General features: G+C 71.0%; 8 protein-coding genes. 5 read left to right on the plus strand and 3 right to left on the minus strand.

Annotated elements, in window-relative coordinates:
- Window positions 1–62: 62 nt before the first annotated feature.
- From CKW28_RS01700 to CKW28_RS01710, 3 genes are all read right to left on the minus strand, one after another.
- Window positions 63–3,026, minus strand: coding sequence for a 4Fe-4S dicluster domain-containing protein (locus CKW28_RS01700; protein WP_003927659.1), 2,964 nt, complete (start codon window positions 3,024–3,026; stop codon window positions 63–65).
- A gap of 226 nt (window positions 3,027–3,252) precedes the next feature.
- Window positions 3,253–5,862 (minus strand): isoniazid response ATPase/transcriptional regulator IniR, encoded by a 2,610-nt coding sequence (iniR, locus tag CKW28_RS01705; RefSeq protein ID WP_040548358.1) that lies wholly within the window; start codon window positions 5,860–5,862, stop codon window positions 3,253–3,255.
- Between the two features lie 14 nt (window positions 5,863–5,876).
- Entirely contained in the window at window positions 5,877–7,733 is a 1,857-nt protein-coding gene (locus CKW28_RS01710) for an Hsp70 family protein (RefSeq protein WP_003927657.1), read from the minus strand.
- Window positions 7,734–7,982: 249 nt separating this feature from the next.
- On the opposite strand from CKW28_RS01710, the gene CKW28_RS23895 reads away from it, so the two are divergent.
- The 5 genes from CKW28_RS23895 to CKW28_RS01735 all read left to right on the plus strand — a co-directional run bounded on the left by CKW28_RS23895 (window position 7,983) and on the right by CKW28_RS01735 (window position 15,605).
- Entirely contained in the window at window positions 7,983–8,573 is a 591-nt protein-coding gene (locus CKW28_RS23895; RefSeq protein WP_197700608.1) for an Rv0340 family IniB-related protein, read from the plus strand.
- Window positions 8,574–8,881: 308 nt separating this feature from the next.
- Window positions 8,882–9,928 carry an IniB N-terminal domain-containing protein gene (locus tag CKW28_RS01720; protein ID WP_003927655.1) on the plus strand — a complete coding sequence of 349 codons (1,047 nt, stop codon included), beginning with the start codon at window positions 8,882–8,884 and terminating at the stop codon, window positions 9,926–9,928.
- A 99-nt stretch (window positions 9,929–10,027) separates the two neighbouring features.
- Window positions 10,028–11,905, plus strand: coding sequence for a dynamin family protein (locus CKW28_RS01725; protein WP_081475595.1), 1,878 nt, complete (start codon window positions 10,028–10,030; stop codon window positions 11,903–11,905).
- Window positions 11,906–12,129: 224 nt separating this feature from the next.
- The gene (locus tag CKW28_RS01730; protein WP_003927653.1) at window positions 12,130–13,617 is read left to right on the plus strand and encodes a dynamin family protein; all 1,488 of its coding nucleotides are present in this window, start codon (window positions 12,130–12,132) and stop codon (window positions 13,615–13,617) included.
- 119 nt (window positions 13,618–13,736) lie between these two features.
- The gene (locus CKW28_RS01735) at window positions 13,737–15,605 is read left to right on the plus strand and encodes an Hsp70 family protein (RefSeq protein ID WP_040548355.1); all 1,869 of its coding nucleotides are present in this window, start codon (window positions 13,737–13,739) and stop codon (window positions 15,603–15,605) included.
- Window positions 15,606–15,679: the final 74 nt, after the last annotated feature.

Below are 15,679 nucleotides of genomic sequence, written 5' to 3' on the forward strand. Positions count from 1 at the left end.
CCCGGTCGACGAGAAAAGCCGTCCCCGCCGGATACTCCGGCGGGGACGGCCCCTTTTCGGTCTCAGCGCTTCTTACCGGGTGGCCGGGCGCCCTTCGCGATACCCAGCCCCTTGACCGGAGGCTGCGGCTTCTCCTCGGCGGACCCGGCCTGCTCGGCCTGTCCCGCCGTGTCCGATGCCTCCGGCTGTTTCGGGGCAGCGGGCTCGGCCGGGGCGGGTGCCGGTGTGGCCGGCGCCTTCTTGGCACCCGGGCGGCGCGCACCCGGTGCGATGGCCAGCCCCTTTACCTCGGGTTCGGGCTGGGCCGGCGCCTGGGTCTCGGCCGCCGCGGTGTCGGCGGTGTCGGCCTTGGCGGTGTCGGCTCTGGCGGTGTCGGCTTTGGAAGTGGCCTTCCGGGCGCCGGGACGACGGGCCCCGGCGGCGATCCCCAGCCCCTTGACCTCGGGTTCGGGCTTCGGCGTCTCGGTCTCGGCGGTGCCGGAGTCGGCCTGGCCGGCCGGTGCGGTCTTCTTGGCGCCGGGCCGCTTGGCGCCCGCCGCGATGCTCAGCCCCTTGGCGGCCGGAGCGCCGCCCGTCTTCTCGCCGTCGGCCGCGGCCGCCGCCGTCTTCTTCGCACCCGGACGCTTCGCGCCGCCGGCGATGCCGAGCCCCTTGACCGGCTTCGGCGCCGCCGCCGGTGCCGGCTTCGCCTCCGCCTCGGGCGCGGCGGGGGCCTCGGTGGCGGTGGCCGCCTGCGCCGCCGGCTGCGGGGCCGCGGGTTCGGCCTCGGCCCGCTTGGCGGCCCGCTCCTCGGCCTCCTTGGCCGCGGTGCCCTTCTCCGGCAGCGTAACGGTGCTCTTGTCGAGCGCGTTCAGCAGCAGCTGAGCGACGTCGAGCACCTCGGCCTTCTCCACCTCACGGGCGGCGGCGACCTCGTCGACACCGTCGGTGATCATCACGCGGCAGAACGGGCAGCCGGTCGCGATCGTGGAGGCGGTGTCCATGGCCTCCTCGGTGCGCTCGGTGTTGACGCGCTTGCCGATGTGCTCTTCCATCCACATCCGCGCACCGCCCGCACCGCAGCACAGGCCCCGGTCGGCGTGCCGCGGCATCTCGGTCAGCTTCACCCCGGAAGCGCCGATCAGCTCGCGCGGCGCCTCGTAGACCTTGTTGTGCCGGCCCAGGTAGCACGGGTCGTGGTAGGTGATCTCCGTACCGCCGTCGGCGGGCTTGACCGGGATCAGCTTCTTGTCCCGGACCAGCCGGTTGAGCAGCTGGGTATGGTGCAGCACCGTGTAGTTGCCGTTGACCTGCGGGTACTCCCGGCCCAGCGTGTTGAAGCAGTGCGGGCAGGTGGTGATGATCTTGCGGTCCACCCGCTCGACGCCCTCGAACAGCTCGTTGAGCGTCTCCACGTTCTGCGCGGCCAGCTGCTGGAACAGGAACTCGTTGCCGGAGCGGCGGGCCGAGTCACCGTTACAGGTCTCGCCCTCGCCGAGCACCAGGAACTTCACCCCGGCGGCGGCCAGCAGTTCGGCGACCGCCTTGGTGGTCTTCTTCGCGCGGTCCTCATAGGCGCCGGCGCAGCCGACCCAGAACAGGTACTCGAAGCCCTCGAAGCTGTCGACATCCTTGCCGTAGACCGGCACATCGAAGTCGACCTCATCGATCCAGTTGGTCCGGTCCTTGGCGTTCTGGCCCCACGGGTTGCCCTTGGTCTCCAGGTTCTTGAACAGCACGCCGAGCTCACCCGGGAACTCGGACTCCATCATCACCTGGTAGCGGCGCATGTCGACGATGTGGTCGATGTGCTCGATGTCCACCGGGCACTGCTCCACACACGCTCCACAGGTGGTGCAGGACCACAACACATCCGGGTCGATGACACCGCCCTCTTCCGCGGTGCCCACCAGCGGACGCAGCGCCTGCTCCGGGCCGGAGCCCTCGATGCGGGCGAAGCCGTCCTCGGGCACGCCGTGGCCCCGCAGCTTGTCGCCCAGTTCGGCGAAGTCGACCGAACCCTCCTCCGGGCGCGGCTTCTCATCGAGGAGGTACGGCGCCTTCGCGAACATGTGGTCGCGCAGGTTCATGATGACGAGCTTGGGCGACAGCGGCTTACCGGTGTTCCAGGCCGGGCACTGCGACTGGCAGCGGCCGCACTCGGTGCAGGTGATGAAGTCGAGGTTGGCCTTCCAGGTGAAGTCCTCGATCTTGCCGCGGCCCAGCACCGCGTCCTCTGGCGGATCCTCGAAGTCGATCGGCTTGCCCTGGTAATCGATCGGCAGCAGCGGGCCCAGGCCGTCCGGCATCCGCTTGAACAGCACGTTGATGGGGGCGGTGCCGATGTGCAGGTGCTTGGAGTGCAGCACGATCAGCAGGAACACCAGCATGACCGCGATGTGCAGCAGCAGGGCGATGGTCTCGACCCAGGCGTTCACCTCGGGCCCCAGCGGACGCATGATCACGCCCATCAGCTGGGAGAAGAAGGCGCCGTTGCCGTACGGCAGCGCGTTGGTGTTCACCGCCGCGCCGCGGATCAGCGCGTAGGTCCAGATGACGTTGAAGATCATGAACAGGATCAGCCAGGCGCCGCCGGTGTGCGAGCCGTAGAAACGGGACGCACGGCCGTGCTCCTTCGGCTCCTGCAGCACCCGGATGATCGCGAAGATGATGATGCCGACCAGTACCGCGACGGCGAAGAAGTCCTGCAGGAAGCCCAGCACATCCCAGCGACCGATGATCGGGATGTGGAAGTCGTGGTCGAACAGCAGCCCGTAGGCCTCCAGGTAGACCGTGGCCAGGATGAAGAAGCCCCACATCGTGAAGAAGTGGGCGATGCCGGGGATCGACCAGCGCAGCAGCCGGGTCTGCCCGAACACCTCCTTGACCTGCGTGAGGACACGCGCACCGAGGTTCTCGGTGCGGCCGGCCCACTCGTTGACCGGTTGGCCGGAGCGGATCAGCTTGGTCAGCCACAGCACCCGCCGGGCGGCGAAGACCAGCACTATCGCGGTCATCGACAACCCGACGATGAGCCTGATCAGCATTTGCGTATCCACCGCATGCCTCCCGCTAGTTAAGTTACCAGTCGGTAACTTACGTCTTGTTACTGGTCAGTAACATGTGCTCGATGCCAGCTCATAGTGTCATCTCGGCGACAGGCGCCGCTACAAAGGCTTACCTAAGTCACTCGCGAGTCACGTGCGGGGATACCCGGCGGGGCCGTGATCGACTCGTCGGTCGGGGCGGTTCGGGTGGCTGACATCGACCGTGTCAGGTCGGCTCGGATCCCGCCGGTTCCAGCAGCGCGCGCAGCATGGACAGCATCTCCGAGCGGGATTCGGCGCCGAGCCGGCGCCGAATGCGCGCCACGTGGTGTTCGACGGTCTTGGCCGAGATGAACAGTTGGTTGCCGATCTCCCGGTAGGGCAGACCGCGCAGGAGCAGTTCGGCGACCTCGCGTTCCCGTTCGGACAGCTTCGCTGCCGGACGGGTCGCCGCCGCCGCGGCGGCCAGCGGTGCCCGGGCGACCTCGGGGGCGTCGGCGGACTCGGCCGGTTCCTGGTTGTCCACGGTCTGCTTGAGGTCGCGGGCCAACTGCAGCATGGCCGCCGACACCCGGCTGTCGGGGGTGTGCAGGGCGGCCTGACCGGCCAACCGGGTGGCGTCCCAGGTCAAACCGACCTGCGACAGTGCCCGCGCGGCCGCGGTCACCTCGTCGGCCTCGACATGGTTGGCCAGCACCCGCAACCAGGTGCGCCCGGCGTGGGCCAGCACCTTGGCGAACGCACTGTCGGCCGCCTCGTCGCGGCTGGCCGCGGTGAGCGCCTGACCGTGCGGCGCCACCGCGTCCGGCGCGTTGGCCAGGATGCCGGCGTGCACCCCGGCCCAGTGCAGCGGAACTGACCACAGCACCGGATTGCCGAGCGCGTCGAGCAGCCCGAACGCCTCGTCGAGCGGGTGCCGGAGCCGGTCGATCTGCCGCATCCGCGCGGCCGCCACCCACAACTCGCCGAGCGGCAACAGCGAGAACAGGTCGACGGAATACTCGGCGAGCACCTCCATCGCGGTGTACCAGTGCTTCTGCATGGCGCCGGTGTCACCCCCGCGGCGGGCGATCGCGGTCTGCAGTGCGGCCGCCCACAGCGCGTCGCGGCGGTGCAGGTCGGCCAACGGCAGCCGGGCGACGTCGGCGCCCGCCGCCGACAACTGCCCGTCGAGCATCCGCACCCAGCCGAGCAACAGGCGGTGCCGGTGGTCGAAGAAGGCGGCGTCCGAGATCCCGGTTCCCGGGTCCGGTGTCGTCCCGGATCGGTGTGGGGGCGGGGCGCCGGCGCGCACCGCCCGGCTGATCACACTGCGCGCCCGCACCGGGTCTCCCCCGTGCAGCGCGGCAAGGGTGACCAGCGCCGCCGGGCTGTCCGGCGCGACGCCGGGCGGTTGCTGATCGGCCACGCTGATCGCCTGGCTCAACCGAGCCACGGCGCTCGGATACGGCTGGTCCAGCGATGCCAGCAGGCCGTCGGCGATGCTGCGCGCCGCGCGGGCGGTCGTGGTCGGCGGTCCGGCGTTCTCGGCGCCGAGCGCGGCGCGCGCCGCGGCCGCATCCCCGGCGGCGATCGACACCACCGCACCGGCCGCGCTGACGAACGCATCCGGATAGGGGCCGAGCCAGCGGAACAGCTCCGCGGCCTGCCCGGCGCTGCCGTCGTGGACGGCGATGCTGGCGCCGATCCGGACGCCGGCCGCCCGTTCGGCCGGGTCGGAGGAGGTGAGCAGATCATCGGCGAGTCGGGCGGCGGTGGTGCAGTCGCCGCTCAAGGCCAGCGCATCGGCGAGGCGTGCGCTCAGTGCGGTGGCCCCGGCCCCGGCGGCGGCCCGGTACAGCCGTGCCGCCCGGGCCGGTTGTCCGCGGGTGCGCGCGGCCAGGTCGGCGAGCGCCTCGGCGAGCCGGTCGTCGTGGAGCCCGTGCTCGGCCATCCGCAGCGCCAGATCCGCTGACAGGGTGGACATCTCGATCTGAGAGGCGAGCAGTGCCAGCTCGATGTCGTGGTGCCGTGCGGCGCCGCTGACCTGGGCCACCCCGCGGTGCACCGTCTGCAGGAAACCGCCGCTCAACGACGGATCGAGCAGACCGGTGGCGCGGGCGCGGTCCACCAGGGCAGCGGCCGTGTCCGGGGACACCTTCAGCGCCGCCGCCACATCGTCGGGGCCGAGATCCGGACTGAGCGAACAGATCAACAGCGTGTCGAGGACCGGTTCGTCGAGCCGGTGGAGCCGGTCGACGAGGGCGACCCGGGCGGCGCGGGTGACGACCGCGGCGACCGGCTCCCCGGTGGCGGTGCCCAGCGCGGCCAGCGCCGGGCGCACCAGAAAGGGCAGTCCGGCGGTGGCCGAGAGCACGGTCCGCACCACGTCCGGTGCGGGGCCGGCGCCCAGGATCGTGGCGGCCGACTCGGTGAGCTCCGGCAGCGTCAACGGCCGCAACCGCGTCAGCGGATTCTCCCGCTCCAGCACCGTGGTCAGGCCGCGCAGCCCGGCGTGGTGGGCCAGCGGCTCGGCGGCCACGATCACGGTCGCGGCCGTGTCGGTCACCCGTTCGGTCAGCCGGCTCAGATCGTCGTCGTCGAGCAGGTGCACATCGTCGACGACGATCGCGGTCCCGGCCGGGTCGCCGGGTTTGGGCGCCCACGTGATCACCTCGACGCCGGCGGCCCGCAGCATGTCCCGGACCGCGGTGAGCACCGTGCTCTTCCCGGTACCGATCCCGCCGGTCACCATCTTCTTGACCGGGGTCGTCGGCGCGGCCGCCAGTGCTGCCACGAAATCCCGTGCTGCCGGAGGTATTCCGGACAACTCGACCGGCGCCGGAGTCTTCGTCATCGTGCGGTCGCCGGTCAGATGTCGTCGCCGCCACCACCCCCGCCACCACCGGTGTCGCCGGAGTCGTCCCCCCCGCCCGGATCGGGGACGACCGTCGTGGTCGGCGGCGGCGCCTGGGTGGTCGTGGGTGGCGGCTGGGTGGTCGTGGGTGGCGGACTGGTGGTGGTCCGCGTCGTGGTGGTGGTGGTCGGCTGCGTCGTGGTCGTCGTGGTGGTGGTCGTCGTCGTGGTGGTCGTGGTGGTCGTCGTCGGGGATTCGGTCGTGGTCGTGGTGGACTCCGGCGGCGGCGGAGGCGGCGGGATGACGCTCGTGCTGGGCCGGCCGTCGGAGCCGGTGACCGTCACGGTCTGCGGGGTGTTCGGTGGGGGCGGAGCGTCGCCGGGCGGGGGTTCGGAGAACTCGGTGGCCGTCTCGGTGACCGGCGTGGAATCGCTCGTCGCGCTGGTCAGCGTGTAGGCCAGGCCGCCCATCGCCGCGAGCGCGGCCGCCGCGGCGAATGCGAACAGCACCGGCGGGCGCTTGTACCAGGGCAGCGGGGCGGGCTCGGCCTGGTATCCGCCGGTGTCATCGGTGAAGTCGACCGGGGGCCGGGCGCCGGTCGCGGCGCCGCCCGCACTGTAATCGGCGCCGGTGTAGGGCACCGGTTCCTCGGCGGGCGAGTCGTCCTGCGACCAGGCCAGCGCCCGGAAGGTCGCCGACGCCGCCCCGTCGGACGCCGACTCGGAGGCTGCCAGGCCGGCCGCGCCCGCGGCCCACGCCGCCGAGGACATGGCGGTCGGCACATCGGCGGCCGGCGCCAGACCGGTCGGGGCATCGGCGTCGCCGCCGCGGGCGGAGATCAGCGCCGCACCGGCCGCCACATTGAACTGCGGTTGCGGTGTGGTGATGACCGGCGCCCGCCACCGCTCCGACAGCCGCTGGGTGATCAACGGGATCGCGGCGCCGCCACCGACGGTGGCCACCGCGGTCACACGCTGTGGCGCAATCTGATTGCGCTGCAACGTGTCATCGATCGCATTGAGCACCCCGGCCAGCGGGCCGGCGATGAGCTGTTCCAGTTCGGGCCTGGTCACCCGGACGTCGGACTGGAATGCCGGCAGCGCCACCGGGACCACCGCGACGGTGTCGGCGGACAACCGCTCCTTCGCCCGCCGGCAGTCCTCCCGCAACCGGGCCAGCGCCCCCACCGCGGCGGTGGCCGCCGGGTCGGCTTCGGCATCGGCCGCCGCCCCGGCCAGGACATGGTCGAGCAGCAGCTGATCGATCAGGTCGCCGGAGAACTCGGTGTGGCGCACGGTGTCGCCGATGGCGTCGAGATTCGACCCGGCATTGGCCAGCGAGATGCTGGTGCCGGTGCCGCCGAAGTCGCACAGCACGATCACCCCCTCGGCGGGGAGACCCGGCGCGGCCTGCAGCGCCGCCAGCGCGGCCACCGAATCCGGAACCAGGGCCGGCGGGAGGCCGTCGGGGCACAGGCTGGGTTTGTCCCGTAGCGCCCCGCGCAGCGCGCCGACGGTGCCCGGACCCCAGTGGGCCGGAATCGCGACTGCGATCGGTGCCCCGTAGCCCACCTGCCGGGCCATGGCGTCGAGCGCCTCGACCAGCACCCGCTCGCCCCGGTGCGCCGTGCCGTCGGCGGCCACCAGCGGCACCGGGTCGCCGATCCGCTCCACGAAACCGCTGAGCACCATGCCGCCACCGAGGCCGGGCGCGGGACCGTCGACGGAGCCGGCACCCGGGTCCGGCACCCCCACTTCCGGAGGGCGGTCGCCGAACATCGTCAGGACGGCGCGCCGCAGAACCGGTGGTTGTCCGATGCGTGCCGCCACGAGGTTCGTCATCCCGACCGACAAGCCCAGTGGGTCGGTCATACATACCCTCCCTGCAATCCGGTGCAGTCCGGCTCCTGATGCGGGCCGGTTTCACGATAGCGGCCGACACCCCTACCGTCACGGACCAACCCCCTACGCGCGTCGAGCCCCTAATGGCCAATCCCCTAACGGCGCGGGGGCGGAGGTGGGATCGGCACCGATCCCAATGGGTGTCGGCGTCGATAGCATCGGGCTCATCGCAGGTTGCCCCTGGTCGGGGTGATGAGGGCAAACAAGGCAGGTGTGCGGATGGCCAACTCGCTTCTCGACTTCGTGATGTCGTTGGTGCGGGATCCCGATGCCGCTGCACGCTATGCAGCCGACCCCGACCGCGCCATCGCAGAGGCCAACCTCACCGGGGTCACCAGCGCGGACGTCGACAATCTCATCCCGGTGGTGACGGAATCCATGCCGATGGGCGGGTCGGCCGGGGTGGGTCCGTTCGGTGGCGCCGACCCGGGCACCGAGGCGGCCGGCAATGTGTGGGCCAGCGGCGCCGCCACCGCGGCGTTCGACGCATTCGCCGCGCCCCTCCCCGAACCGACGGTGCCCGAACCGGTGATCGGCGACGGCACCTGGTCCGCTCCGGTGATCGACGCCGGAGTCATCGACGCGGGGGAGCCCGGGCAGGGCGGTGCGGCGTCGACACTGCCGGTCGACGAGAAACTGTCGCCGCAGCTCGACCAGGTCATCGACAGTGCCGACGAGCATGCCGGCCAGCATGTCGACGCGGAGGCGCTCGACGACTGGACGGGGATCGTCTCAGACCCGTCGGGCTCCGGCAGCAGCGCCGACCAGGAGCCGTTCGATCCAGGCCCCAACCTCGACTTCTTCAACTGATCTCGTTACCCGAACTGCGCGGTCACCCCGACCGCGCAGTTCGTGTTCTCTGCACCGGTCACACCCCTTTCTGACAGCTCTGACCTGGGTAGACAGCGGCGATTTTCGGGTGACCGCCCACGACCCCCAGATAGCCCCCTAATCCCCTATTGGGGTATCCCGCGAACCCCCGTATGGGGCCGTCCGGAAATGGGCGGCGGCCCCGTTTCCGGGGCGACCGCGCGGCCATAACGTGGAGTCAGATCGCCGGAGTTCCGGTGACACGCCCCTCCTCCGAACACCAGAAAGCGCACAGAAAGGCACGTGCAATGCTCACCCTGATCGACTTCATCCTGGACCTGTTCCGCAGCCCGGCCCTGGCGGCCCGTTTCATCGCCGACCCGGAGAACACCATGCGCGACGCCGGCCTGCAGAACGTGACCGCGGCCCAACTGCAATCGGTGGCGGCCAGCGCGGCTCCCGCCGGGGTTCTGCTCGGCGGCGGCGATCCGGTCGTCGGCCTGCAGCGGGCGGTCGCCGACCACCACAACATCGCCTCGCCGTTCTCGCCGCAGACCTCGGTGGGCTGGCAGCCCACCTTCGCCCCGGAGACCGAGGTGGCGAGCCGCAACCACATCCAGCCGGAGGTGTTCAGCCCGGACCAGAGTGCCGGCGCCAACGCCCAGACGGGTGGTTTCAACCTCGGCTTCGGCGACATCACGCTGGGCGACAAGACCACCAACACCGCCACCAACGGTGGTGTGGTCGTTGGCGGTGACAACGACGGCGACATCGTCTCCGGTGACGGTGCGGTCCTCGGTGACGGCAACACCACCAACAACGGCGATATCTGGGCCGGTCCGGGCTCCAACGTCGCCGTCGGCAAGGGCAACGACATCGAGGACAACTCGAAGTCGGCCGGCGGGGATCTGATCTCCGACAACGACGCGCCTGTGCTCAACGACGTCGACACCAGCGGTGGCAACGGCGGCGGCGCCGTCGGCGGTGGCAGCCTCATCGGCATCGGCGGCGGGAACGCGTCCGGCGGTGACGGCGGCAGCGGCGGCTCGATCATCATCCACGATGACCGGACCTCGCTGGTCGGCGGCAACCAGTACGACGTGCGCGGCGGCGGGCTGGGCAGCGGCAACGTGGCCGACAGCTCGACCAACGTGTCCACCCAGGTGGAGACCAACACCAAGACCTCGTACGACATCGAGGACAACTCGTCGAGCTTCGACACCAACATCGGGTCGAACAACGACACCTCCCTGGCCTCGGGCAACGGGTTCGCGTCGGGCAACACCCTGGACGCGCTGACCGACATCGCGCCGAGCAGCAGCACCAACACGGGGGTGGGTCTGGACGCCTTCTGATCCTGGGGAGACCTGGATCCACCGACAATCCACCGAGAACGCCCGACCGGCGGGGACGACCTGGTCCCCGCCGGTCGGCGCGCTTACCGTAGGGGCACCATGACGCAACCGAACGAACCCCGCCCGCAGCCGGTGCCGGCGAGTCGGGCTCCCGCGGGCGGGCCGGCGAACCCGGTGCCGGTGATCGTCGAACTGATCGACCACACCAGCCGGATCGCCGAACTCAACCAGCGCGGAGATCTGGCCGAGCGGTTGCGACGGGCCAAGGCCCGCATCACCGACCCTCAGATCCGGGTGGTCATCGCCGGCCACCTCAAACAGGGCAAGAGCCTGCTGCTCAACGCGCTGCTGAACATGCCGGTGGCCCGGGTCGGTGACGACGAGAGCACCGTGCTGACCACCGTGGTCTCCTACGGTGACCAACCGTCGGCCCGGTTGGTGGTGGCCCAGCCCGACGGCGCGGAACCCGAGGTCGTCGAGATCCCCACCACCGAACTGAAGAACGATCTGCGCCGGGCGCCGCAGGCCCGCGGCCGGCAGGTGTTGCGCGTCGAGGTGACCGCACCCAGCCCGATCCTCAAGAGTGGGCTGGCGTTCGTCGACACCCCGGGGGTCGGCGGGCACGGTCAGCCGCATCTGTCGGCGACGCTGGGTCTGCTGCCGGACGCCGATGCGCTGTTGATGATCAGCGACACCAGCCAGGAGTTCACCGAGCCGGAGATGCGGTTCATCCGTCAGGCCCTGGAGATCTGCCCGCTGGCGCTGATCGTGGCGACCAAGATCGACCTGTACCCGCACTGGCGGGACATCATGCGGGCCAACGCCGAACACCTGCGCCGGGCCGGGATCACCACGCCGATGGTCCCGGCGTCATCGGTGCTGCGCAGCCACGCGGTCCAGCTCAACGACAAGGAACTCAACGAGGAGTCGAACTTCCCGGCCATCGTGAAGTTCCTCAGCGAGCAGGTGCTGTCCGGGGCCAAGATCCGGGTCCGGGACCAGGTGCTGTCCGATATCCGTTCGGCCGCAGAACATCTCAAGCTCTCGATCGAGTCCGAGTTGTCGTCGCTGAACGATCCGGAGGCTCGGGAGCGGCTCACCGAGGAGCTGGAGCGGCGCAAACGGGAAGCCCAGGACGCGTTGCAGCAGACCGCGCTGTGGCAGCAGGTTCTCAACGACGGCATCGCCGATCTCACCGCCGACGTGGATCACGATCTGCGGCAACGGTTCCGCAACATCACCAACTACACCGAACAGGTGATCGACAGCTGCGATCCGACGAATCACTGGGCGGAGATCGCCACCGAACTGGAGAACGCGGTGGCCACCGCGGTGGGTGACAACTTCGTCTGGGCCTACCAGCGGGCCGAGGCGCTGGCCCGGGAGGTGGCCCGCACCTTCGTCGAGGCCGGGCTGGACGCGGTGCCGATGCCCAAGATCGACGCCCGCCAGATGGGTGCCGAGCTGGGTGACCTGAAATCGTTGAACCAGTTGGAGGCCAAGCCGATCCGATTCGGCGACCGTGCCGTGTCCGGATTGCGGGGATCGTTCGGCGGGGTGCTGATGTTCGGCATGCTGTCGTCGTTCGCCGGGCTGGGCATGTTCAACCCGCTGTCGCTGGGCGCCGGGCTGCTGATGGGGCGCAAGACCTACAAGGAGGAGATGGAGAACCGGATCCTGCGAATCCGTAACGAGGCCAAGATGAACGTCCGCAAGTTCGTCGACGATGTGGCGTTCGTGGTGTCGAAGGAGTCGCGGGATCGGCTCAAGGGCATTCAGCGGATGCTGCGGGACTACTACCGCGGTATCGCCGATCAGACCACCCGCTCGCTCAACGAGTCGCTGCAGGCGGCGATCGCCGCGGCCAAACTCGAGGAAACCGAACGCGACAACCGGGTGCGGGAGCTGGAACGTCAGCTCAACATCCTCAACCAGGTGCTCGACCACGCCGAACGGCTGGCGACGTCGAGCGGTTAGGCCCGCTCAGGGGCCGTCTCAGGGGAACTGTGCAGTCCAGGCGGTGAGCATGCAGCCTTGGCGGTGAGCGTGCAGTGGCTGCGCTCGTTGTGCGGTAACGGCGGGGATTCGGGCGATTTCCCTTCGTCGGTGCACTTTCGGCTCCGTCAGCGCACACCGGCGGCGGCCAGGGCACATTCGGAACGGACGGGAACCCGTCGCCCGGTCACTAAGCTCGAATAGTTGTGAGCACAAGTGACCGGGTGCGCGCGATCTTGGGCGGCACGATCCGGGCCTACCGGGCCGAGGCCGCCTACCGCGATCGCCCCGACGTGCACAACGAGCTGATGCGGATCGGGGCGAGGCTCAACGAGCCCATCCGCGTCGCGCTGGCCGGTACCCTCAAGGCCGGCAAATCGACGCTGGTCAACGCCCTGGTCGGGGAGAGCATCGCCCCCACCGACGCCACCGAGGCCACCCGCATCGTCACCTGGTTCCGGCACGGTCCGACCCCGAAGGTCACCGCGAATCACCGCGGCGGTCGACGCTCCAATGTGCCGATCACCCGCAACGGCGGCCTCACCTTCGATTTCGCCAACCTGGATCCCGAGGACATCGTCGACCTCGAGGTGGAGTGGCCGGCCGCGGAACTGATCGACTACACGATCATCGACACCCCCGGCACCTCGTCGCTGAACCGGGACGTCTCGGAACGCACGCTGCGGCTGCTGGTGCCCGAGGACGGGGTGCCCCGGGTCGACGCCGTGGTGTTTCTGCTGCGCACGTTGAACGCCGCCGACATCGCGCTGCTCAAACAGATCGGCGATCTGGTCGGCGGCTCGGCGGGGGCGCTCGGCGTGATCGGGGTGGCGTCGCGGGCCGACGAGATCGGCGCCGGACGCATTGATGCGATGCTGTCGGCCAAGGACGTCGCCAAACGATTCACCGACGAGCTGGAACGCACCGGGGTGTGCCAGGCGGTGGTGCCGGTGTCCGGCCTGCTCGCGCTGACCGCCCGCACGCTGCGGCAGAGCGAGTTCGTGGCACTGGAGCGGCTGGCCGGGGTGGATCCGGCGGTGTTGACGAAGGCGATGCTCAGCGTGGACCGGTTCGTCCGCGAGGACGCCGACCTGCCGGTGGACGCCGCGACGCGGGCCGCGCTGCTGGACCGGTTCGGCATGTTCGGCATCCGGATCTCGATCGCGGTGCTGCGGGCCGGGATCAAGGACTCGGTGGCGCTGGCCGACGAACTGCTGGAACGCAGCGGGTTGATCGCCCTGCGTGATGTCATCGATCAGCAGTTCGCGCAGCGCAGCGACCTGCTCAAGGCGCACACCGCGCTGCTGTCGTTGCGGCAGTTCGTGCAGCGGCATCCGATCTACGCGACGCCCTACATCCTGGCCGACATCGAACCGCTGCTGGCCGACACCCACGCGTTCGAGGAGCTGCGGCTGCTGAGCCAGCTGCGGTCCCGGCCGACGACGTTGAACGAGGAGGAGATGGCCTCCCTGCGCCGGCTGCTCGGCGGGTCGGGGACCGATGCGGCCAGCCGGCTCGGCCTGAGCCCGGACGCCCCGTACGACGGGCCGCGGGCGGCGTTCGCGGCGGCGCAGCGCTGGCGGCGCCGGGCCGAACATCCGCTCAACGACCCGTTCACCACCAGGGCCTGCCGGGCGGCGGTGCGCAGCGCGGAGGCGTTGGTGGCGGAGTACGCCGCTCTCGGCCGCCGTTGAACGGCGCAATGGTGTGAGCCGTTGAACGGCGCAATGGTGTGAGCCGTTGAACGGCGCAATGGTGTGAGCCGTTGAACGGCGGATTTAACGTTTCGGCCGCGCCGAGCGACATATCGGGTATGCGAGGTTGGCTCGGGCTGTCGGTCGGAGCAGCGCACCTGGTCGCTGCCGCCTCGGGCCGGCGTCCGCTGGTGCGACGAAGCGTGGTCACCCTGTTCGCGCACCGACCCCCGGAGGTCGGGGTTCCGGGGGGCAACCCGCGCCTGACCGAGCCGGGACTGGTGCTCACCGATTTCACCGATCGGGTCGGCGACCCGGTGCCGGTCGTGGCTCCCGATGGATCTCTGCACCGTGGCGAGCGGTTGCTCGTCGCGGCGCTGGACGGTCTGACCCGCGCCGCGACCCGGCATTGTCCGGAGGCGGTGGGGGTGGCGGTCCCGGCGTACTGGCCTTCCCACGCGGTGGCGGCGCTGCGCCGCGAACTGCCGGGCGCGATCGTGGTGCCGGATCATGTCGCAGCGCTCACGGCGGTCCAGCGGGCGGCGGGACTGCCGGCCCGAGGTGTGGTCGTGGTCTGTGATTTCGGCGCCCGGGGCACGAGCGTCACGCTGGCCGATGCCGGCGCGGGGTTCCGCCGCGTCGACGCGACCGTGCGTCAACCGGACTTCTCCGGCGAGCTGATCGATCAGGCCCTGCTGCGCCATGTGCTGGGCCAGGCGCTGGACGGGGCGGGTGGTGATCCGTCGCGCACCGCCGCGGTGTCGGCACTCGGCCGGTTACTGCAGGACTGCCGAGCCGCCAAGGAGCGGTTGTCCCACGACACCGCGACCGGTGTCGTGGTGGACGGGGCCACGCTGCGGGTCACCCGCGCGGAACTGGAGTCGCTGCTGCGGCACCCGTTCTCCGGTGTGCTGGCTGCCGTGCAGGAGGTGCTGCAGCGCAACCGGATAGCGCCGGCCGATGTGGCCGCGCTCGTCACCATCGGTGGAGGTGCGCGCATTCCGGCGGTGACGGAGTGGCTTTCGCAGACGTTGCGGTTGCCGGTCACCACGACGGTGGACGCCGCGACCGTCGCTGCGAGCGGCGCCGGGCTGATCGCCGCGCGCAGCCGGGAGCGGGAGCCGGCGACGGTGCTGGTACCGTCGATCGCCCCGCATCCTCGGCCGGAGGCCGACGGCGCGACCGAACTGGCCTGGAGCGCAGCCGATCCGGCCCCGGAGCCGGTCACCGAGCTGGTGTTCACCGAGTCCGCCGCCCGGCCCGACGTGCAGTTCGCGGCCGACGGCTCGGCGTCGGCGGGAAGCGCCGGACCGTCGTCGCCGTGGTATCGGCGACCCGGGGTGCTGGCCGGTGCGGCCGCCGGCGTCGTGGCCACCGCCGCGGTCACCCTCGCCCTGACGTCGGACGACGGCGCGTTGTCCACCGCGGACTCCGCGGCGTCGATACCGGTGGCCCCGCAGCCCGTCGAGTTGCCGCTGGCTCCCGCCGACCCGGATGCGCCGGCTCGGGACGTTTCCGCACCGGAAGTCGGGGCGCCGGCCCCGGCGCCGCTGCCCTCGACCCGCGTGGTGACGAGTCCGGGTGCTGCCGCCCCCGCCCATCGCGCCCCGGTCGGCCCGGTTCCCGCCGGTCGAGCCGAAGCTCCCACGGCGGGCAACGTCACCAAGGCCGCCGGTGTGCATCCGGGACCCCCACCGGCTCCCGCACCGGCCGCCCCGCCCCCGCCGGCGGCGCTGCCGTCGCCCGGGGTGGTGCCGTTCCCGGTGGTGATTCCGGTGCCGGTTCCGACCCTGGCGTCACCCGCACCCCCGCCGACGAGTGAGCCCCCGCCGAGCCCACCGTCGAGCGAGCCCCCACCCTCGAGCGAGCCCCCGCCGACCAGTGCGGCGCCCACCGCGAACCCGGCACCGCAACCCGAGCCCGAACCCCAGCCCGAGCCCGAACCCGAACCCGAACCGGACCCGGAAGAGGAGCCGACGGCGGAGTGACGCCACTCACCCCGTGGTTTCGGCCCTGACACGACTCTGCGGCCACGGCGTGGCGCTCTCGCGCTCATCCGCCA

The sequence above is a fragment of the Mycolicibacterium thermoresistibile genome (assembly GCF_900187065.1).
GTDB lineage: Bacteria > Actinomycetota > Actinomycetes > Mycobacteriales > Mycobacteriaceae > Mycobacterium > Mycobacterium thermoresistibile.